Source organism: Emticicia agri (assembly GCF_004168285.1).
GTDB classification, from domain to species: domain Bacteria; phylum Bacteroidota; class Bacteroidia; order Cytophagales; family Spirosomataceae; genus Emticicia; species Emticicia agri.
This window is the reverse complement of record NZ_SEWF01000005.1, coordinates 102,395-121,933: the sequence shown is the minus strand read 5'-3', so window position 1 is coordinate 121,933 and position 19,539 is coordinate 102,395. Positions and strand designations below refer to the sequence as shown.

Here is a 19,539-nt window from a genome sequence, read left to right as displayed (position 1 = left end):
ATTGAATTATTTTTTTAATAAAAAATTAAAGTTTCTCTTGCTTTTATTTAAAAAAATATTTGGTAAATTTACACCTATCTAATCGCTATAACCATTCTAACCAATTAATGATTTATGAAAATGTTAGATTATGTGAAGGTGATCCTGGAAAAAGTAAGTTTTGAAAGTAGTTTGTTTGAAAAAGAGTTAAAAAAAGCATTAAAACTATTGTCTTTCCGAGAAGTACGTGAATTGAAAAAATGGTGTTATGAAAAATTTGGAAGTATTTATCGGGGAATTCTGAACAAAACTTTCCGTCGGACACAATTAAGTGTATAGAAAAAATCCTCTCAGCCCACTGAGAGGATTTTTTAATGTTCGTATATTTGTGCTTTACTTCAACAACCCAATGAAAAAACTATCCCTTCTGCTAAGTCTTATTATTGTTTCTTCTCTGTTTGCTATTGCCCATGAGTTCTGGCTTGAGCCACAAAAGTTTCTTTTGGAAGCAGGCGAAAAACTACATCTGAAAATTTTTGTCGGCGAGGGATTCGTAGGAGAAGAAATTGACTTTTCAAAATTCAAAGTAGCTAAATATACGCATTATTCACCTGATGATGAAGAAAATACCAGTGGTAGCCTTAATGAACAGCAACTGAATGATTTTCTGAAATTTGAAAAAGAAGGGAATCACCTGATTGCCTTGAACAATACCAATAAACACATAGAGTTAGAAGCAGATAAATTTAATGAGTATCTGAAAGAGGAAGGATTGGATAATGTATTGCAATGGCGAAAAGAACACGGGGCACTGAATAAAAAAGGTAGAGAAATGTATCAGCGCTGTGTAAAAACACTTTTGCAGGTAGGAAAAACACAGAATGAACTCTATCGCCGCAACACAGGTATGCGTTTAGAACTGATACCGCAGCAAAATCCATATATAGCTAAAGAGTCATTAACATTTCAGGTATTATTTGATAATAAACCCGTAGAAAATGCTTTGCTATTGGTATGGCAAAAAGGTATCGAAAAACCGAATGTAAGAAAATTCAGAACTGATGCCACAGGCAAAGTAACATTCAGTTTTGAACCCAAAGGCATATTTATGATTAGTACCGTTCAGATGGTACCTCATACTGATTCTACCGAGGCCGACTGGCAAAGCTATTGGGGAAGCTATACTTTTGGATTTAAGTAGGCCACTACTTTATTTCATTGATGGCATAATAATTATAATCGTTCAGCAACTGTTTCAAAAAATCATAATTATCATCGTTACTTTCAATTTTCAGTAGATTTTTGATGTGTCTGGCCAATTTATTGGCAATTTCAGGATTCAACGTTTCGCTACCCCTTTCCAGCAGAAATTTTATCTGGTTAATATCTTTGTCTGACAAGCGCATGATTTCAGGATATTTAGGCTGGTAGCCCTTATTTTTGGTAGCATAAGCATAAATAGTATCTTCTATATAAATCTCCTTTTGTTTTGTACTAATCACCACTGTATTAGCGGCCATGTCGCCAAAACGCTGATGTTTATCAGTCAATAAAATCAGCAATCCGCCAATTAATGGGCTAAAAATGGCCAGAAAATAAAAGGCCGGATGAATGATAACAAATAGCCAGATAAGCCAGGTGTCTGCTCCTAAAAACAGCCATCGGGTTGCACACTGGTAAACAGACGGGTAGTTGCCATCAACTCCTACTACTCTTATTTTAAGAAAATATTTTCCTAACGATTGCCCCTTGTTTAACCATTCAAATAAAAATGAATAAAAGATGAGTGGCAGATAAACCAGGAACGAAAGCAAAACCGAACTGCCCAGAAAGGTAATACTGGTAATAGAAGAAACAATTAATAAATACAGCCATTTAATTACCCAATCTATCAGATAGGCACCAAATCGGGTACCTGCATGAGCCAACTCAAATTTCAGGTCAATATTCAGGTAAGTAGGAACAAAAAGTGCTTTCATTTTAGAACGCCTCGGTTACCTGATAAAATTATTTTTTTTATTTTTAAAAATATAACTTTATCAAATATATTTTCTAATTTGCTTCATTGAGGTTTCAAATATCACTATGCGAGAAAGTAATTTTATTGATAAAAATTTTAAGCGATGGGAAGAGATTGAAAACGACTTAAAAACAGATCCTGATGAGATTTCATCTGATTTCATTGATTTAATGAACGATTTGTCTTATGCTCAGACACATTATCCTCATAGTAAAATAAACGAATACGTAAACTCTTTGTCATCAAGGGTTTACAAGAAAATATTTCTTCAACAAAAACAAGATAAAAACCCATTCTATCATTTCTGGGTAAAAGATTTTCCGCTTACCATTGGTCATAATATCAGAGTACTCTGGGTAGCCACTGCTATTTTTTTACTTTCTGTATTTTAGGCTACATTTGCTCTTTTATTGATACCGATTTTATTGAGGGAATACTTGGGAAAGACTATGTGAGAATGACCGAAGAAAATATCAAAAACGGTGAGCCATTTGGCGTATATGACTCTAAGTCTCCTTTAGAAATGTTTTTAGCCATTTTCTCCAATAATCTTCGGGTAGGTCTTATTCTTTTTATTTCGGGTATATGTTTAGGTATCGGGAGTTTCTATTTTACCTTTTCTAATGGGGTAATGGTAGGAGCTTTTCTCTCGCTCTTTATTCACAATAACCTTGGGACCGATGCCGTATTTGTTATTATGCTACATGGTACTTTTGAACTCATGGGATTAGTATTAGAGTGCATGGCAGGATTTATCTTAGGCTTAAGTTTTCTGTTCCCCGGTACACTCACCCGTAAACAGGCTTTCAGAAAAGGCCTGTCAGAAAGTGTAAAAATCTATATCGGAACTGTTCCTTTTACCACCATAGCGGCACTGATAGAAAGTTATGTAACCTATCTTGGTAAACAAGGCTTCCAGAATAACAATTTACTGGTAATGCTATTTTTGTCGCTGGTCTTTATAGGCAGTTGGCTGGTTGTTATCTGGTACTTTTTTATTTACTCTAAAAAGCTGACTGAAAAATACCCTTATGAAAAATACCTTGAAGACATTGTTCATAAATAAAATAACTATATTGGGGTTGAGTTTCCTGTTTTCAAGTACAATGTCTTTTGCCGATAAAGGTACTTTAGCCAAAAGCCATGTCGATTCTTTGAAGAAAAGTGAAGAGAAACTCTGGTATGTAGATAAGTTTAAGAGTGAGCAAAAACCTGTTAGCGAACCGGTACAGAAAGACAAAAAGCCCAATAATGATCTAAGTAGAATTATTGAAATCATTGCCTCAATTTTTCAGGTGTTAGTCTGGATTATTATAGGTTTAGCTATTGTCGGGGCTTGTTATCTTATCTTCAAAAACCTCAGAGGGTTCAGATTCAAAAGCAATCCTGATATTCCGGTTACTACGTCAGAACTGCTGACAGAAGAACTGGATATAAAGGTGGTCAATACTGTTGATTTAGGTAGTCAGATTGAAAAATGTATTCAGGATAAAAATTATCGTCTGGCGGTAAGATTCTACTATTTATGGGTAATGAAAATGCTGAATGAGTCTCATCTCATAGAATTTAATATTGATAAAACCAATCAGGATTATACCAAAGAATTAAGTAGAAAAAGTGCTTTTTCGGGCGACAGGTTGAAACTGTTTATGCTGTGTACACATTATTATGAGTATTTGTGGTTTGGTAATTTTGCTGTTTCTGAACCTGCATTTTTAAAAATTGAAAAAACTTTTAAAGATTTTCTGGCTAAAAAAGCATGAAAAGTAGATTGATAATAGGAGGAGCTATACTAATAGTAGTAACTTTTCTCTTTCTTATTCTGAATAAATTATTAAATTCTGAGAAGAAGTTCGATAAGTCTTTTACAGTAAGCCGCTATTCCTACAAGCCTTATGACTGCAAGTTCTTTTTTGATGAGCTCAAGCGAAACGCCGGAGAAGGATTCAAAGAAAACAATATAAGTTTTGAGTTAACCCAGCTGGGAGAGGGAAATACCACTAATACTTCTTACATTATTGTCTCTCCCAAGTTTTATCCGACAAGTTTTGCCATTAACCATTTAAAAGCGTTTGCCAGTAAAGGTAACAATGTATTTATTTGTGCTTTCAGCCTTACGGCAGAACTAATAGATTCTTTATATTCTTCTCCACAAAAAAATAACCTCAGTGTATCGTTTCCACCTTATCTGATCGAAAGCCGTTGGAATGTTAACTGGAACGGAGAAGATAGCACCCAGACACAGTACCATTTATGGGGACATAAACCTATAACAGCCGTATTGGATTCTATCTATCTGCCAGGCAACGACCTGATAACAGATATCGATACCCTTATTACAGATAATGCCAACAAAATACAGATGCTTGAAATTGAGTGTGGGTATGGCCGTATATTTCTCTGTAATAACCCTATATTGGTGAGCAATTATTTTTTGCTTTATCAAGATAATTATACGTTTTTTAATAAAATAGCAGATAAAATAAATCTGGCCGAAAATAATATTATATGGGACGATTATTATCGGACAGTAAATAGCCTTGATGATAATGATTCGACAGGTATAGGCAGGAGCGAAGTATTTCGTGTAATTTTTCAGAATCCGCCTTTAGTATGGGCTTTTTATACTTTTATGGCAGGTATAGCATTATTCCTGTTAATTTATTACCGAAGAATACAGAAGCCTATTCCAATTTATAGTACTCCTAAAAATAATAGCGAGGCGTATATTAGTGTAGTAAGCGGGCTTTACTGGCAACAGCAAAACCATAAATCTATTGCCGACAAAATCATAGGTCAGTTTTTTGAGTATCTCACTCATAATTTTCATATCCACATCAAAGATTTTCAGGAGTCAGAATTAGAAAAAATCAGCCTGAAAACAGGCAGGAGTTTAGAGAGTATCCGTGAGATTTTTGATGAAATTACACTTATTAAATCTCAGGAAGAAATTACCAAGCAGAGCCTGATGAGCCTATACCAGAGAATTAACGCCTTTTACCAAGCATAAACCTTACCAATGGAAAACGAAGAAGAAATATTTAAAAATAGAATAGACCTTGAATTGGTTACCAAAGCTGTGAGCGATATTAAACACGAGCTTAATCAGATTGTTTTCGGGCAAGATGAGGTAATAGACCTGATATTGATAGGCATTTTGAGCGATGGCCATATACTGATTGAAGGTGTGCCGGGCGTTGCCAAAACCATGATGAGTAAACTATTGGGTAAGGTATTAGACATTTCGTTCAAACGGATTCAGTTTACACCCGATTTAATGCCTTCTGATGTGCTGGGTACTTCTGTGTTTAACCCGAAAACCCTTGATTTTGAATACAGACGTGGGCCTGTTTTTGGTAATATCATATTAATAGATGAGATAAACAGAGCTCCTGCCAAAACACAGGCCGCCTTATTTGAACTGATGGAAGAACGCCAGATAACGATTGATGGCAACACGTATCTGATGGATACGCCTTTTATTGTGCTGGCTACACAAAACCCGATAGAGCAGGAGGGAACCTATCGTTTGCCGGAAGCACAATTAGACCGTTTTCTTTTCAAGGTAAATATCGGTTACCCATCACCGGACGATGAGGTTCTGATGCTTAAACGTTTTAATTATGAAACGTATAATGATGTGGTAAGCAATCTTCAGCCCGTATTAAGTATCAGGTTATTGAAAGAATTACGGCAGAATGTGAGACAGGTGATTATTGAAGATAATATCCTAAAATACATTACGCTGCTGATTCAGGCAACCAGAAACTATAAATTACTTGAGTTAGGTGCTTCACCACGTGCTTCTATTGCGCTGATGTTAGCCTCCAAAGCGAAAGCCGCCTTGTCAGGCAGAGATTTTGTAACGCCGGAAGATGTAAAAAGTATGGCAAAACCTACGTTAAGACATCGGATTATTCTGACACCCGATGCTGAAATGGAAGGGGTGAATGAAGATGAAGTACTTGATAATCTGTTTTCAAAAGTAGAGATTCCACGCTGATGAATTTCTTTAAATCGTTTTATCTTACGCCAAGAGCATTTATAGTTTTAGGCATTTGCATCGGCCTGTTTTGTATAGGTTTGGTGCTGAACCTTAGCTTTGTATTGGGTCAACTACTGCTGTTTCTGCTTTTTTTAGTGGTTTTGGTAGAAACAATCTTACTTTATAGCAAATCGCAGTTGATTAGCAGCCGAAGGGTTTTGCCTAACAGACTGAGTAATGGTGATGAAAACCAGATTGAATTGCAGCTAAGAAATAACGCTGCAATGGACCTGACTCTGACTATTTATGAAGACTTACCCGATTTATTACAATTGCGGATATGGAAAATTGCCGTGCTGTTGAAAAAAGCATCGAATCAGAAAGTGGTGTATGAAGTAAGACCTACGCAGAGAGGAATCTACACCTGGCAGAATACGAATATCTTATGTAGTGTTTCGTTTTTGGGTTTTGTAGCCCGTAAAATGACTTTTGAGGAGTTATCATCCATCAGTTGTTACCCTTCGTTTGAGCAGTTTAAAAAATTGCCTATTAATGCACTGACCAATAGTTTTTCAGAGACCAGTACAACCAATATACGTAAAATTGGTCAGAGTCTTGAGTTTGAACAAATAAAAGATTATGTGAATGGCGATAATTACCGACATATTAACTGGAAAGCAAGTGCCAAGCAAGGCCGCCTGATGCTGAATCAATATCAGGCAGAAAGAAGTCAGGACATTTATATGGTCTTAGACATGGGCAGAAGCATGAAAATGCCTTTTAATCAACAAACATTATTAGATTATGCTATTAATGGTTCTGTAGCATTGACCAGGTCAATTTTAGATGTAAAAGACAAAGCCGGACTGATAACATTTTCGTCAAAAAACTGTACGTATTTACCTGCAAGAAGTGAATACAAGCAATTTGGCATTATTAATGATATGCTCTATAATCTGACTACAGATTTTCTCGAATCAGATTTTGAGAGACTTTATAAATTTGTCCGTTATAAAGTAAGACAAAGAAGCCTGTTAATCATTTTTACCAACTTCGATTCAATCAATAGTCTGAAACGGAATTTACAATACCTGAAAGCCATTGCTCAATACCATCTGGTTCTGGTCGTTTTCTTTGAAAACTCTGAGATTGTAGCGTTTGTGAACCAACCTGCTAACAACCTACGGGAGATTTATTCAAATACAATCGGCAAACATTTTTTGAGCCAGAACCAGTTAATATTAAAAGAATTAGTCAAATCAGGTATTCAGGGCTTAATCACTCAACCACATTTGTTGAGTATCGAAGCCATTAACAAATACCTTCAGATTAAAAGAAAGCAAATGATTTAATTAACCTAAACTTATACTTGTATGTTCAAAGCACCTTTTTCTTTCGATGGCCGAATCAGAAGAACTGAATATGGCTTAAGCTACATTATTTATATTGTTGTTTATTGTATCCTAACTGTATTGCAGACAGGTTCAGGAGTCATATTCTTTGTGTTGTTTCTTCCACTGATGTGGTTTATGCTTGCCCAGGGTGCTAAACGTTGTCATGATTTAGATAGAAACGGCTGGTATCAGCTAATACCTTTTTATGCCCTCTGGATGCTTTTTCAGAACAGTGAGCCGGGAGAAAATCAGTATGGTTTAAACCCGAAAGGTGTTGGTAATGAGGCAAGCTACGAAGACCAGATTAGTCAGATAGGGAAATCTTTAGAATCATAATCAAACGCAGAACTGCATAGCTGATAAGCATCTTTAGAGCAAAACCAATTGATAATAATAGAATTATGCCAGGCAGATAAATAGCAAACTATAGCTGTTGCGTGCTGGAGTAATACAGGTAAATATGTTTAAAGCACCTTTTTCATTTAATGGCCGAATCAGAAGAACAGAATATGGTCTTTCCTGCATTATTCTTTGGGGAATAAGCACCATATTCAATCTGTTCATTATGTTTATGACAATGGGTAATACTGAATTGTATCTTATTATTTTACTTATTTCATATATTCCTATGTTTTGGTTTAGTTGGGCACAAGGTGCTAAACGTTGCCATGATTTAGGGAATAGTGGTTGGTATCAGCTGATACCCTTTTATGTTTTATGGATGCTTTTTCAGGATGGAGAGGCTGGTGAAAATCAATATGGATTAAATCCAAAAGGTGTTGGAAACGAAACCAGTTACGATGACCAGATTAATGAAATAGGCAAATCATTAGACTCATAAATAAACGAGAGAGGTACCATTCGGATACCTCTCTCTTATTATAGAATATCTCTTAATATCCTCTTACTAATTCTGCGGCACCAAAAACCCCGGCACTATCCCCTAACTTAGGTTTCAGAAATGGTGTTTCTACTACACGGCTGTTAAATATATAATTCTTCAGTTCTTCTGGTCCTTCAGTGTATATTTCGTCAATATTTCCAACACCGCCACCAATCACAATCGCATCAGGGTCAATTACATTGGTAATATAAGAAATAGCCTTTCCGAAAGATTTGGTTAAATATTTAAGAGTAGCTGTGGCATAAGGGTCGTTACCTTCTTTATAATTCTGGTAAATTTCTTTCATAGTCAGCGATTTACCGCTTAATTTCTCATAATAACGCTGCAATGATGGCCCTGAAAAGACGGTTTCATTACAACCTCTTTTACCACAATAGCACTCATACCCATCGTCTTCCAATACATTATGACCCCATTCGCCACCAATACCATGTCTGCCGTTTAACACTTGTCCATTTATTACCACACCTCCGCCAACACCTGTACCCATAATCACACCAAAGACCACCTTTGCGTCAGGAACTAAATCTTTCACAATACCCATAGTAGCTTCGGCCAATGCAAAGCAGTTGGCATCGTTGGCAATTTCAATCGGTACACCAATGGCCTTTTCAATGTCTTCTTTCATACGCTGACCATTCATACAAGTAGTATTGCAGTTTTTCATGGTTTGCGTAGTAGGGTCTAAAGCACCGGGCGTACTAAAACCTACTGCCGTTGGAGTAAGTTTGGTTTCATCTTTTATCATATCAATCAGCCGGGCAATCTGACTGACAATATGCTCATAACCTTTAGCCGCCTCTGTCGGAATTCTTTTTCTTAATAATATTTCGTTGGTATCGGCATTCATTACAATGCCTTCTATTTTGGTGCCGCCAAGGTCTATACCCCAAAGTGTTTTCATTTTTTTCTATTGCTGAGATAAGGGAAAAATCGTGTTGAATTGTCCTTAACATGTTATTAACAAATTGTCAGACAACTTTATGCAAACATATAGCATCTAATAGTTAAAGACAAAAAAAACTTAGAAAAAGCTAAATATCGTATTACTATGAAACGCACATTCATTTTTATCGGCATAATCCTGTTGGGAGTGGTAGGATTATCTTCTTGTAATGTATTCTACGAAGATACAGGTAGTGGTATCATTGAAACCGAGTACCGTCGTGCCGGCTATTTTAATCGCATCGAACTGGATTTTGCTGCCGAGGTTATTCTGACCCAAGGCCCGGCCAGAGATATTCAGATAGAAGCAGAGAGTAATATTATTCCTCGTATTATTACACGTATCAGTGGCAATACTTTAATTTTAGATAGCAATGGCGGCTGGTACACCAGTAAAAAAGTCAAAATCTGGATTCAAACCCCTGATATTTATAGCATTGAAGTTAATAGTAGTGGTAGAGTTATCAGCGATAACAAAATTTATGGCAAAAGTATTAATTTGAGATTATCGGGAAGTGGTTTGATAGATGTTGCTGTTGATATGAAAAATGATGTCGATGCAGAATTGAGCAGTTCGGGCTTGATTTTTTTGGAAGGAGATACTAAAAATGCCATTTATACTATAACAGGAAGCGGAAAAATTGAGTCTTTCGGCTTGCGTACAGATAATGCCGATGTTGACATCAATGGCTCAGGCCGTTGTGAAACTACTGCCTACTATAACCTTGATGTAATTATTTCAGGTAGCGGAACCGTATGGTTCAGAGGCGACCCAAGAATCAATCATCGTATTTCGGGCTCAGGTAGAATTGTTGATGCCAATTAATCCATAGATTTTAAATATTCAACCCTGACTCAACCTGCAGGTCTGGCTTACAGATTTGCAGGTTTTTTATATACGTGCAAAGCATAAATTCACTAAAAAAATCGTAATTTTGCACTCCTTTTAGAGGTAAAGGTAGTTTTAATTATTTTTTACAAATAAATATTCACCAAAAGGCAGATCTGGTAGAGACAGGGCATTGCCCTGTCTCTACGGTAAACGTCTTTAGGATTTTATTTTACAAATAAGATAATGTAAAGAATATCTTATTGTGAAAAATCAATTTAACTGCCTTCACATACACAAACGATAGTTCGTTCATGACGGACACCAGATAAGCATGATAAGCAAAACCTACAATCCGAAAGAAATCGAAGACAAATGGTATCAGTACTGGACTGATAACAAGTACTTTAAGTCTACACCGAATCCTGACAAAGAACCTTATTGCATCGTGATTCCGCCACCCAATGTAACAGGTGTTTTACATATGGGACATATGCTGAATAATACCATACAAGACGTATTGACACGCAAGGCAAGAATGGAAGGTAAAGAGGCATTGTGGGTACCGGGTACAGACCATGCGTCGATTGCAACGGAGGCTAAGGTAGTTGCTATGCTAAAAGAAAAGGGAATCAACAAAAGCGATTTAACCCGTGAGGAGTTTTTGAAATATTGCTGGGAGTGGACTGAGAAGTATGGCGGAATCATTTTGCAGCAATTACGTAAGTTAGGTGCTTCCTGCGATTGGGACCGTACCCGCTTTACGATGGAACCTAATCTGTATGATGCGGTTATTGAGGTTTTTGTTGATTTATACAACAAAGGCGAGATATATCGTGGTTACAGAATGGTAAACTGGGATCCTCAGGCTAAAACTACGGTTTCAGACGAAGAGGTAATCATGAAAGATATACAGCAGAAACTGGTTTATATCCGTTATGATGGCGATGAAGGAAGCGTAACCATTGCTACCGTTCGCCCTGAAACCATTATGGCCGATAGTGCTATCTGTGTAAACCCGGCTGATGAACGTTATCAGGATTTGATTGGCAAAAAAGTACGGATTCCACTCATTAATCGTGAAGTAAAGATTATTGCTGATGAGTACGTAACTGTGGATTTTGGTACAGGTGCTTTAAAAGTAACACCTGCCCACGACCAAAACGACTATACTTTAGGACAGAAACACGGCCTGGCTGTAATTGATATTCTGACTGATGATGGAAAACTGAACGAAAAAGCACAGATTTTAGTCGGAGAAGACCGTTTTGTCGCGCGCAAGAAAATTATTAAAATGCTTGAAGAGTCGGGCAATCTGGTAAAGGTAGAAGATTATAAATCGAACGTGGGTACATCTGAGCGTACAGGTGCGGTTATTGAGCCGAAAGTTTCATTGCAGTGGTTTATGAAAATGAAAGATTTATCTGAACCTGCTTTGAAAAATGTAATGGACGATACCATTCAGTTTATTCCGCCTAAATTCAAGAATACCTATAAGTACTGGATGGAGAACGTAAGAGACTGGTGTATCAGCCGTCAGCTTTGGTGGGGGCACCGTATTCCGGCTTTTTATATGCCAGATGGTACCTGTATTGTAGCGGCCAATAAGAAAGAAGCCTTGAAAATTGCCCGTAACAAATACCAGCTTTTTGCCCTGAGCGAGCATGACCTTACACAAGACGAAGACGTATTAGATACATGGTTTAGCTCATGGTTATGGCCGATGTCGGTTTTTGATGCTTTCAAAAATCCTGATAATGAAGATATTAAGTATTACTATCCGACCAATGATTTGGTAACAGCCCCTGAGATATTATTCTTCTGGGTGGCACGTATGATTATTGCAGGCTATGAGTACCGGGGCAATTATCCGTTTAAGAATGTATATCTGACGGGTATTGTAAGAGACAAGCAAGGTCGTAAGATGTCAAAACAATTGGGTAACTCACCTGATCCACTTGATTTGATTGCACAATATGGTGCCGATAGTGTGCGTACGGGTATGTTATTCAGTTCTCCTGCCGGAAACGATTTGTTGTACGATGAAAAGTTGATTGAGCAGGGTAGAAACTTTAATAATAAAATCTGGAATGCTTTCAGATTGGTAGAAGGGTGGGAGGTTTCAGAAACTATAGGCCAGAATCCGGCTTCTGCTAAGGCGGTTCTATGGTTTCAATCGAAATTTAACAAGGTATTGGCTGAAACACTTGACCATTATAACAAATTCAGAATGTCAGATGCTTTGATGAGCACCTATACACTTATCTGGGATGATTTCTGTTCGCAATACCTTGAAATGATTAAGCCAGCGTATGTGGACGGAAAGAGCTTGCCAATAGACAAGCAAACCTACGAAGCAACGCTTGAAATATTTGATGCGTTAATGCGATTGGCTCATCCGTGGATGCCATTTATTACGGAAGAAATCTGGCAGAATATCAAAACAAGAAAAGCTAACGATTCTATCTGTATTGCCCCATTCCCGACGGTAGGAGCAATCGATGAAGAGATATTGGGTGATTTCGAGATTTTATCTGAAATCGTTTCCAATGTCCGGAATACCCGCAATGCCAAACAGATTTCTCCTAAAGAAGCCTTGCCATTGGCGATTAAAGCAACCAATAAAGCACGCTACGAAGCATTGGCAGGATTAATTCAGAAATTAGCTAATATTTCGGCCATACAGTATGTTGATGATAAAGCCGAAGGTATCAGTTTTGTTATTAAAGGTGATGAGTTTATGATTGATTTAGGTTCTAATGTTGATGTAGAAACCGAGAAGGCTAATCTTACTAAAGAACTGGATTATACTTCAGGATTCAAAAAATCAACAGAAGCAAAGTTGAGCAACGAGCGTTTTGTACAAAATGCCAAGCCTGAAATCATAGAAAAAGAACGCCAGAAATTAGCCGATGCAGAGGCTAAGATTAAGGCTCTGGAAGAGGCTTTGGCGAAGTTGGGGTAGATATTTTAAGGGAAAATTGTAATAAAAAAGAGGCTCACTTCAAAAATGAGCCTCTTTCGTTATCAATCAAAACCTCTTGAAATCCTCATCATCATCCTCATCAAACTTCATCTTGTTGGGGTCAAACATACTGTCGAGCAGGTCTTTGAATTGTAAGCCTGTATCGAGTGCCTGTTTGCTGATTAATGAATATTCGGCTAAGCCGTGTAGGGCAAATTCCATCATAAATAGCTTATCGCTTTCATTGAGCCTTGGATGGAAGTTTTCTACTAATTCTTCTAATCCATCAATGGTTTTTAACCGGGCTTTATATTCACGGTCGGTAAGGTCGTTCAGAAAATCAATTACATTTCCTTCTCCAAACCAGGTTGATACCTGCTGAAAAGGATTTTTGCCTGATTTCTTTTTCTTCAAAGTCTCCGGATTCGGAAAATACTTCAAAAATTCTGTACGCATGGCTTTACCAATCAGGCTTTGGGCTACATATACCGGACCTTCAACCTCACCTTCATAGACCAACTCAATTTTACCATTGATAGCCGCTATGGCTCCGTAAATGTCAGATACCCGTGCATTTACATTCTTTTCTCCGTTAATCAAAGAGCGTCTTTCGGCAGAACTCAACAGGTTTTCATAAGCTGAAATTGTCATACGAGCCGAAACTCCACTTTTCGCATCTACATATTCACTCTGGCGGGCTTCTACGGCAATTTGTTCAATCAGATCTTTCAGTATATCGTTTACCTCAATTTTCTTCTGCTCGTTTTTAATAATAGCCTCCTGTTCGGTAATTCTGCGTCCAATTTCAATCGATTTCGGATAATGAGTAACAATCTGGCTATCAATACGGTCTTTCAATGGAGTTACGATACTCCCACGATTGGTATAGTCTTCCGGGTTAGCCGTAAATACGAACTGAATATCTAAAGGAATCCTTAACTTAAAGCCACGAATCTGAATATCTCCTTCCTGTAAAATATTGAATAGTGATACCTGAATACGGGCCTGTAAGTCAGGTAACTCATTAATTACAAAAATACAACGGTGTGAGCGTGGAATCATTCCGAAGTGAATTACTCGCTCGTCAGAGTAAGGCAGTTTTAAAGTGGCAGCTTTAATAGGGTCAACATCACCAATCAAATCGGCAATGGACACATCTGGGGTTGCCAGTTTCTCATTATAGCGTTCGGTGCGAGATAGCCAACTGATAGGGGTTGCATCACCTTTTTCGGCAATCAGGTCTTTGGCATATCGTGATAGTGGTGCCAGAGGGTCATCGTTCAGTTCAGAGCCTTCAACCACAGCTACGTATTCGTCTAACAGGTTCACCATCAGGCGGGCAATACGGGTTTTGGCCTGTCCACGAAGACCCAACAGGTTGATGTGGTGCATGGATAAGATGGCTTTTTCCACATCAGGAATAACGGTATCTTCATAACCCCAGATGCCGGGGAAAACCGCTTCTTTATTTTTAAGTTTCTCGATTAAGTTGTCTCGAAGTTCTTGTTTAATGGATTTCGGGCGATAATTGCTTGCTTTCAGTTCACCCAATGTTTTGATTTTTAATAAGTTTTTGTCGAATCCCATAATGCGTAAACTGCTAATTTTCTTGGTTTGAGGGTACGTCAGAAATCTGCCTTCATCATTTCTTATAAATGGCAGAAAGGCCAAAGAAGCCTGCTCTGATAGAATAACGGATTTAATGAAGAAATGGTTTGTATGCTGATTTCATTTCAGCAAAATAACTGACTTTTTAATAGGGAAGAGTATAAAAATAAAGGTTCACTTCTACCATGATAGAAATGAACCTTGCTATAAAATACCTGTGTGCTATTTCAGCTGCATTGCCCTAAAATGACCCATATAATAATAAAAACAATAATAGTGCCGAAGCAACCTCCTCCTAATTTTTTTGCGCCGTAGCCTGCTAATAATCCTCGTAATAAATTATTCATATCGTATAAATTTTGTGGTTTATAATATCATGTATATACGATAGAAAAAATCAGACCTTTCAGAGATTATTTAATATTGGGGTATTACTTCCACAAAGTGAAAATATGAAAACTAAATTTCTATTTATGCTTTTTTTTTTGTAGAAAAAATTCCCGATTCCTGAAATCATTCTTTCAAATGAAATCCATACTTTTCGCCTAATTCCTGCAATGCCTTTGTGGTCTCCGGGAGTAAGTTTACTCCGTTTGCCAATTGTTGTTGTTTTAGTTCTAAACCTCTTGCTCCGGGCATTCTTACAGGTTTGTCAGCATGAATAGGTTCTGAGTTCAGGCATTGATTCTTGAAATATTCTGTTTCTCTTTTAAAGGCCTCTTCTCCTGCAAAACCCTGTGGACTAATAATCTGTAAATACACCGAAGCTCCCCAGAGGGTAGGCATATCTGACCTGCCATGTCCACCTAAAGCACTTGTCAATGCCTCTACCATGAGACCTAAGCCAAAACCTTTGTAACCGCTATCCAAGCCACCTAATGGGAGTATTGAACCGGGAGGAGTAGCAAAAAAAGTAGCAGGGTCGTTGCTTACATTTCCCTGGTTATCTAAAAGCCAGTCATGAGGTAGTTTCTCCTGATTCCGATGCGAACGAGCTACCAGACCATTGGAGGTTGTGGACATACTCACGTCAATCATGATGGGGTCTGATTCTGTCGGAATACCTACTGCCAATGGGTCGGGACTATAAGTAGGGGTAAGTCCACCAAAAGGTGCAACTGTTTTGTTGCGAGGGTCAGAGCAGGCCAGTAAAATCATAAAGCCTTGTCGGGCTACTTTTTCTAAATAAGCAGCCAGACAGGCAATATGATGTGATTTTTGGATGGTAATAATACAAGTTCCGTATTGTAAGGCTCTTTTGCAGGCTTCTTCAATGGCTTTGTTGACTAACCACGGACCGGGCAGATAATTTCCATCTAAAGCCAAAACAGCTCCCATATCGTTGAGCAGTCTGGCTTCTCCTGTTTTAGTCATACAATCCTTTTCCAGTTCGGCCACATAAGCAGGTAAGAGTTGCAGACCATGTGTACGATGCCCTAATAACTCTCCCTCTAACAATATATCGGCTGTATGAAAAGCCTTCTCTTTATCTAATCCTGCTTTCTGTAATATATCCTGACTAAACTGTAAAATTGCCTGTGAGTCCTTCATAATCAGGCAATAGCTTTAGCTACAGATGCTTTCATTTTTTCTATCCCCATTTTAGCTGCTACTAAAGCATCCATTTTCCAGTACTCTTTGTTAAATATCTCCAGCGACAAGATAATGGGCGTATTTTTATGATGCAGTTCTTTCAATATCTGGGTAATAGGGGCAACACCATCACCCGGTAAAATACGGTCTCCGTCATTAATGGTTTCTCTTGGCGGTACTCCCGGATAATCGTTCATATGGAACATCTGAATAGACGAGCCACTGGCAGTTTTTAAGCTATTGAAACTCGAACCACCTTTGTGTAAATGATATACATCGGTTAATACACAGGCTTTAGGGTGTCCGCTTTCAGAAGCGGCAAACAACACTTCTCCTACTAAATGCAGATTAGTTGAGAATCCCCACATCTCTAATTGAGGAATTACACCAAAATTGTCGCTTACCTCTAATAGTTTGCCATATCTTTCGGCAATTGCTTTCAGGTCAAGTACTTTGCCTGTAGTTGCACCAAACGGTGGGGCTGCTATGCGTTTACAGCCGATTTCGGCCAGCATAGCCATTTCTCTTTTATTTTGCTCCAGGGCTTTTTCACGCTCTGTGGCATCATCAACTATCCATTTAGAAAAACCGATGGCGTCTTCAATCGTAATGCCTAAGTCAGCCGCTTTTTTCTTTACATCTTTCAGTTTACCTCCTTGTTGTACATATTTCTCAACCGTGCTTACCCATACTTCAATGGCATCATATCCGGCTTTAGCGGCCGTTTCTATTTCTCCCATCAGACCCAGATTCTGTTCTCTGATAGTACTGGTATTCAAACTGAATTTAAAATTATGTGCAGCTTTTTTCTCTGAACCTGCCATTGCATCAGGTAAGCCTAAGCTCAAGCCTGCACCTACTGCCAGCGAGTTTTTTAGTAAGTTTCTACGAGAGATAGCGTTTGTTTCCATTGGTAGTCTTTATAAGTATAATTTGATTGAATGATAGAGTGGTAAAGATAAGGCTATCTGATTGAGTTTTCAAGCAAATCAGTACTTTAATGTGGGGCTAAGGATGATAGAAGAGTAAAACAGATACCTGTTTTTAAATCAAAAAAGCATGAGTAAGCGCTACCCATGCTGAATATGAAATGGTTCTGATGTGTTTATTTCTTTTCAGCCAATAGTTCTTCAGGGAAGATTTTATTGACAAATGCCTGTACTTTTGGCCCGATAAGCAGAATACAAGGGATAACCACTGCATAAGAGGTAGCCCATGACCTCAGCCAGATGCTCAGAAACCTCTGGGTAAAACCTATATTAATTGAAATAAGGGTAAAAGAAATAATTCCGGTAGTAATACTGCCCATTAGTAGGGCAAAGGCTATTTTTTGTTTCATGTTGGTAGCATTAAGATTGAAAAGCAGGGTTCATGGCCAATAATGCTTCGTCAGGCGAATGGTGGAAGAGTTTGTAAAACTCAGCCGTACGACCCACATGAATTTCGTAAGTATTGTTTTCAAATGCTTTCAGCAAGTCTTCTGCTACCACCAACGGAGAGATGCCGTTTGCACCACCTATTGCCTGTGAAAAATCAGTATTGACTAATGGAGGCATCAGTTCAAAGACTTTTACAGGTGTTTTGCTCAATGATAATCTTAACGATTGTGTATAGGAGTGAAGTGCTGCCTTACTTGCCCCATAAGTAGGTAAGACAAAGTTAGGTGCAAAAGCTACAATAGACGAAACATTGACAATGGCGGCTTCTGGTTGTTTAGTAAGCAAAGGCAGAAGTTTCTCGTTTAGTCTGATAACAGAAAGGTAGTTGGTAAGCATTTCTTCCTGAGCTTTTTCAAAAGTTCGGTCAGTTTCTAATAAATTGTTCAGAAAGGCACTTCCTGCGTTATTAATTACGACATTCAGATTCGGAAAATCGTTGTAGAGTATTTTTACAAGTGTTTCTACCTCTTCATCTTTGCTCACATCGCCCACCAGAGGCGTTACTTTTTTCAGTTTAGCTGCTGCTTTGGCTAATCTTTCTTCGTCTCTGCCCACAATAATCACGTGGTTATCTTGCTCGCTAAAAAGTTTAGCTATTTCAAAGCCGATTCCGGCACTTCCTCCTGTAATCAGGATGGTATTCTGTGTTGTTTTCATTTTGATTCTTTGGTTTATTAGTATTTTAAAATCAGACAAGTGCTTACGCCATGTGCATACACCGTGTTGTCTTTGTCAATTAATTGTGCTTCAACGAGGGCTGTTCGTCCACCCGCATGAATGATTTTACCTACGGCATGAAGCTCGTCTATCCGGGTAGTAATGGCTTTCAGAAAATTTACTTTTAGTTCTAAGGTGGTGTATCCCGTGCCTGCTTCCAGTATAGAGTGTAAAGTGCAACCCATAGCCGAATCGAGAATGGCAGAAATAACCCCACCATGCACACTGCCTATTGGATTATAATGAAATTCCTGTGGCTTGAACGAGAAAATCACTTTGCCTTTTTCGAGATGTGTAGGCTTAAAATCAAGTGTATGGAGTAGGGGAGGGAAAGGAATTTTGCCATCGCCCATCGCTTGCAAATAATCCAAGCCTGACATCTGCAAGGCTTGTTTAGCTCCCTCTAAAGGATTATCCCATTGAAACGTTCTTTCTCTGTTTTGCTTAGTCATAATCTTATATTTTTTATACCGTTCGGTATATTATTTGTTAAAAAAAATAGCGTTGCTGAATCATATACGCTAACTTAAATCTCTGATAATTTTTTCAACCGATTGCATCACTGCTTTTCTGTAATTCAGTTTTCCGGTCAGTTTGGTAATCATAATTCCTCCTTCTATCATGGCAATCATGGTCAGGGCTGTTTGTTCGGCATTCGTATCAGCTCTGAACTCTCCGGCATCAATGCCTTTTTGTATCAGTGCAATCAGTTTGTTTTTCCAGTTATTGATGGCATTGGCCGCTTTCTCTTTCAAGGCAGGGTGTGTATCGTCTGCTTCAATGGCTGTATTCAGAATAGGGCAACCACCCATTGGAAAAGGATATTGCAGGAAATTCTCATAGACATTGGCATAAACCAACAACTTGTGCTGAATGGTTGTCTGTTTCCTGATTTCCTGACTGATAATGTCATCTACACATTGCAGGTTATAGTCAAAAGCGGCCAGAGCTACTTCGTCTTTATTCGCAAAATTGCCGTAGATGCTGCCCTTGGTTAAGCCCGTAGCATCGGTAATGTCATTCAATGAAGTACCGGCATATCCTTTTATATTAAAAAGAGGTGCTGTTTTTTCAATAATGAATTCTTTTGTTCTGGCTGCTTTGCCCATATCGTCCTGAATAATTGATGTAAAATTATACCAATCGGTATTATTTTACAAG

21 protein-coding genes are annotated in these 19,539 nt (G+C 38.1%); 12 read left to right on the top strand and 9 right to left on the bottom strand.

Annotation, left to right across the window (positions count from 1 at the left end):
- Positions 1–114: 114 nt before the first annotated feature.
- Both EWM59_RS04765 and EWM59_RS04760 read left to right on the top strand, forming a co-directional pair.
- Positions 115–318, top strand: a complete 204-nt coding sequence (locus EWM59_RS04765; RefSeq protein ID WP_130019799.1) for a hypothetical protein — start codon at positions 115–117, stop codon at positions 316–318.
- A gap of 70 nt (positions 319–388) precedes the next feature.
- Positions 389–1,180 (top strand): DUF4198 domain-containing protein, encoded by a 792-nt coding sequence (locus tag EWM59_RS04760; protein WP_130019798.1) that lies wholly within the window; start codon positions 389–391, stop codon positions 1,178–1,180.
- A gap of 4 nt (positions 1,181–1,184) precedes the next feature.
- Here EWM59_RS04760 and EWM59_RS04755 read toward each other — a convergent pair whose 3' ends face one another.
- Entirely contained in the window at positions 1,185–1,958 is a 774-nt protein-coding gene (locus EWM59_RS04755) for an RDD family protein (protein WP_130019797.1), read from the bottom strand.
- 106 nt (positions 1,959–2,064) lie between these two features.
- On the opposite strand from EWM59_RS04755, the gene EWM59_RS04750 reads away from it, so the two are divergent.
- From EWM59_RS04750 to EWM59_RS04715, 8 genes are all read left to right on the top strand, one after another.
- On the top strand, positions 2,065–2,391 hold the full coding sequence (locus EWM59_RS04750; protein ID WP_130019796.1) for a stage II sporulation protein M: 327 nt from the start codon (positions 2,065–2,067) through the stop codon (positions 2,389–2,391).
- Positions 2,352–3,065: a stage II sporulation protein M gene (locus EWM59_RS04745; protein ID WP_130019795.1), complete on the top strand. Its 714-nt coding sequence runs from the start codon at positions 2,352–2,354 to the stop codon at positions 3,063–3,065. The genes EWM59_RS04750 and EWM59_RS04745 overlap by 40 nt, the downstream gene beginning before the upstream one ends.
- Entirely contained in the window at positions 3,031–3,762 is a 732-nt protein-coding gene (locus EWM59_RS04740; RefSeq protein ID WP_165372097.1) for a hypothetical protein, read from the top strand. The genes EWM59_RS04745 and EWM59_RS04740 overlap by 35 nt, the downstream gene beginning before the upstream one ends.
- Positions 3,759–5,009 (top strand): DUF4350 domain-containing protein, encoded by a 1,251-nt coding sequence (locus EWM59_RS04735; protein ID WP_130019793.1) that lies wholly within the window; start codon positions 3,759–3,761, stop codon positions 5,007–5,009. Before EWM59_RS04740 ends, EWM59_RS04735 begins: the two co-directional genes overlap by 4 nt.
- Before the next feature lie 9 nt (positions 5,010–5,018).
- The gene (locus EWM59_RS04730) at positions 5,019–6,002 is read left to right on the top strand and encodes an AAA family ATPase (protein ID WP_130019792.1); all 984 of its coding nucleotides are present in this window, start codon (positions 5,019–5,021) and stop codon (positions 6,000–6,002) included.
- On the top strand, positions 6,002–7,336 hold the full coding sequence (locus EWM59_RS04725; RefSeq protein ID WP_130019791.1) for a DUF58 domain-containing protein: 1,335 nt from the start codon (positions 6,002–6,004) through the stop codon (positions 7,334–7,336). Before EWM59_RS04730 ends, EWM59_RS04725 begins: the two co-directional genes overlap by 1 nt.
- A 21-nt stretch (positions 7,337–7,357) precedes the next feature.
- Positions 7,358–7,714 carry a DUF805 domain-containing protein gene (locus EWM59_RS04720; RefSeq protein ID WP_130019790.1) on the top strand — a complete coding sequence of 119 codons (357 nt, stop codon included), beginning with the start codon at positions 7,358–7,360 and terminating at the stop codon, positions 7,712–7,714.
- Positions 7,715–7,811: 97 nt separating this feature from the next.
- Positions 7,812–8,219, top strand: a complete 408-nt coding sequence (locus EWM59_RS04715) for a DUF805 domain-containing protein (RefSeq protein WP_229239277.1) — start codon at positions 7,812–7,814, stop codon at positions 8,217–8,219.
- A 52-nt stretch (positions 8,220–8,271) separates the two neighbouring features.
- Here the strand turns inward: EWM59_RS04715 and EWM59_RS04710 are convergent, their stop codons facing one another.
- Positions 8,272–9,186 (bottom strand): ROK family protein, encoded by a 915-nt coding sequence (locus tag EWM59_RS04710; RefSeq protein WP_130019789.1) that lies wholly within the window; start codon positions 9,184–9,186, stop codon positions 8,272–8,274.
- A gap of 147 nt (positions 9,187–9,333) precedes the next feature.
- Here EWM59_RS04710 and EWM59_RS04705 point away from each other — a divergent pair, with 147 nt between their 5' ends.
- Both EWM59_RS04705 and EWM59_RS04700 read left to right on the top strand, forming a co-directional pair.
- Positions 9,334–10,053, top strand: a complete 720-nt coding sequence (locus EWM59_RS04705; RefSeq protein WP_130019788.1) for a head GIN domain-containing protein — start codon at positions 9,334–9,336, stop codon at positions 10,051–10,053.
- 337 nt (positions 10,054–10,390) lie between these two features.
- Entirely contained in the window at positions 10,391–13,021 is a 2,631-nt protein-coding gene (locus EWM59_RS04700; RefSeq protein WP_130019787.1) for a valine--tRNA ligase, read from the top strand.
- Positions 13,022–13,087: 66 nt separating this feature from the next.
- Here the strand turns inward: EWM59_RS04700 and EWM59_RS04695 are convergent, their stop codons facing one another.
- From EWM59_RS04695 to EWM59_RS04665, 7 genes are all read right to left on the bottom strand, one after another.
- On the bottom strand, positions 13,088–14,608 hold the full coding sequence (locus EWM59_RS04695) for a P-loop NTPase family protein (RefSeq protein WP_130019786.1): 1,521 nt from the start codon (positions 14,606–14,608) through the stop codon (positions 13,088–13,090).
- A 534-nt stretch (positions 14,609–15,142) separates the two neighbouring features.
- Complete coding sequence (locus EWM59_RS04690; protein WP_130019785.1) at positions 15,143–16,180, bottom strand: Ldh family oxidoreductase; 1,038 nt, start codon at positions 16,178–16,180, stop codon at positions 15,143–15,145.
- Positions 16,181–16,182: 2 nt separating this feature from the next.
- On the bottom strand, positions 16,183–17,133 hold the full coding sequence (locus EWM59_RS04685) for a sugar phosphate isomerase/epimerase family protein (RefSeq protein ID WP_130019784.1): 951 nt from the start codon (positions 17,131–17,133) through the stop codon (positions 16,183–16,185).
- 194 nt (positions 17,134–17,327) lie between these two features.
- The gene (locus EWM59_RS04680) at positions 17,328–17,561 is read right to left on the bottom strand and encodes a DUF2798 domain-containing protein (RefSeq protein ID WP_130019783.1); all 234 of its coding nucleotides are present in this window, start codon (positions 17,559–17,561) and stop codon (positions 17,328–17,330) included.
- Positions 17,562–17,571: 10 nt separating this feature from the next.
- Positions 17,572–18,318, bottom strand: a complete 747-nt coding sequence (locus tag EWM59_RS04675; RefSeq protein ID WP_130019782.1) for an SDR family oxidoreductase — start codon at positions 18,316–18,318, stop codon at positions 17,572–17,574.
- A 17-nt stretch (positions 18,319–18,335) separates the two neighbouring features.
- A complete protein-coding gene (locus EWM59_RS04670) occupies positions 18,336–18,830 on the bottom strand; it encodes a PaaI family thioesterase (protein ID WP_130019781.1) in 495 nt (164 codons plus the stop codon).
- A 69-nt stretch (positions 18,831–18,899) separates the two neighbouring features.
- A complete protein-coding gene (locus EWM59_RS04665; RefSeq protein WP_130019780.1) occupies positions 18,900–19,487 on the bottom strand; it encodes a TetR/AcrR family transcriptional regulator in 588 nt (195 codons plus the stop codon).
- Between the last annotated feature and the right edge of the window lie 52 nt (positions 19,488–19,539).

Excerpts from the sequence above, each read along its gene's own strand:
- EWM59_RS04710 (WP_130019789.1), bottom strand. The coding sequence starts at position 9,186 with ATGAAAACACTTTGGGGTATAGACCTTGGCGGCACCAAAATAGAAGGC.
- EWM59_RS04680 (WP_130019783.1), bottom strand. The coding sequence starts at position 17,561 with ATGAAACAAAAAATAGCCTTTGCCCTACTAATGGGCAGTATTACTACC.
- EWM59_RS04725 (WP_130019791.1), top strand. The coding sequence starts at position 6,002 with ATGAATTTCTTTAAATCGTTTTATCTTACGCCAAGAGCATTTATAGTT.
- EWM59_RS04750 (WP_130019796.1), top strand. The coding sequence starts at position 2,065 with ATGCGAGAAAGTAATTTTATTGATAAAAATTTTAAGCGATGGGAAGAG.
- EWM59_RS04670 (WP_130019781.1), bottom strand. The coding sequence starts at position 18,830 with ATGACTAAGCAAAACAGAGAAAGAACGTTTCAATGGGATAATCCTTTA.
- EWM59_RS04755 (WP_130019797.1), bottom strand. The coding sequence starts at position 1,958 with ATGAAAGCACTTTTTGTTCCTACTTACCTGAATATTGACCTGAAATTT.
- EWM59_RS04695 (WP_130019786.1), bottom strand. The coding sequence starts at position 14,608 with ATGGGATTCGACAAAAACTTATTAAAAATCAAAACATTGGGTGAACTG.
- EWM59_RS04685 (WP_130019784.1), bottom strand. The coding sequence starts at position 17,133 with ATGGAAACAAACGCTATCTCTCGTAGAAACTTACTAAAAAACTCGCTG.
- EWM59_RS04730 (WP_130019792.1), top strand. The coding sequence starts at position 5,019 with ATGGAAAACGAAGAAGAAATATTTAAAAATAGAATAGACCTTGAATTG.
- EWM59_RS04760 (WP_130019798.1), top strand. The coding sequence starts at position 389 with ATGAAAAAACTATCCCTTCTGCTAAGTCTTATTATTGTTTCTTCTCTG.
- EWM59_RS04700 (WP_130019787.1), top strand. The coding sequence starts at position 10,391 with ATGATAAGCAAAACCTACAATCCGAAAGAAATCGAAGACAAATGGTAT.
- EWM59_RS04720 (WP_130019790.1), top strand. The coding sequence starts at position 7,358 with ATGTTCAAAGCACCTTTTTCTTTCGATGGCCGAATCAGAAGAACTGAA.
- EWM59_RS04665 (WP_130019780.1), bottom strand. The coding sequence starts at position 19,487 with ATGGGCAAAGCAGCCAGAACAAAAGAATTCATTATTGAAAAAACAGCA.
- EWM59_RS04690 (WP_130019785.1), bottom strand. The coding sequence starts at position 16,180 with ATGAAGGACTCACAGGCAATTTTACAGTTTAGTCAGGATATATTACAG.
- EWM59_RS04705 (WP_130019788.1), top strand. The coding sequence starts at position 9,334 with ATGAAACGCACATTCATTTTTATCGGCATAATCCTGTTGGGAGTGGTA.
- EWM59_RS04735 (WP_130019793.1), top strand. The coding sequence starts at position 3,759 with ATGAAAAGTAGATTGATAATAGGAGGAGCTATACTAATAGTAGTAACT.
- EWM59_RS04675 (WP_130019782.1), bottom strand. The coding sequence starts at position 18,318 with ATGAAAACAACACAGAATACCATCCTGATTACAGGAGGAAGTGCCGGA.
- EWM59_RS04765 (WP_130019799.1), top strand. The coding sequence starts at position 115 with ATGAAAATGTTAGATTATGTGAAGGTGATCCTGGAAAAAGTAAGTTTT.
- EWM59_RS04740 (WP_165372097.1), top strand. The coding sequence starts at position 3,031 with ATGAAAAATACCTTGAAGACATTGTTCATAAATAAAATAACTATATTG.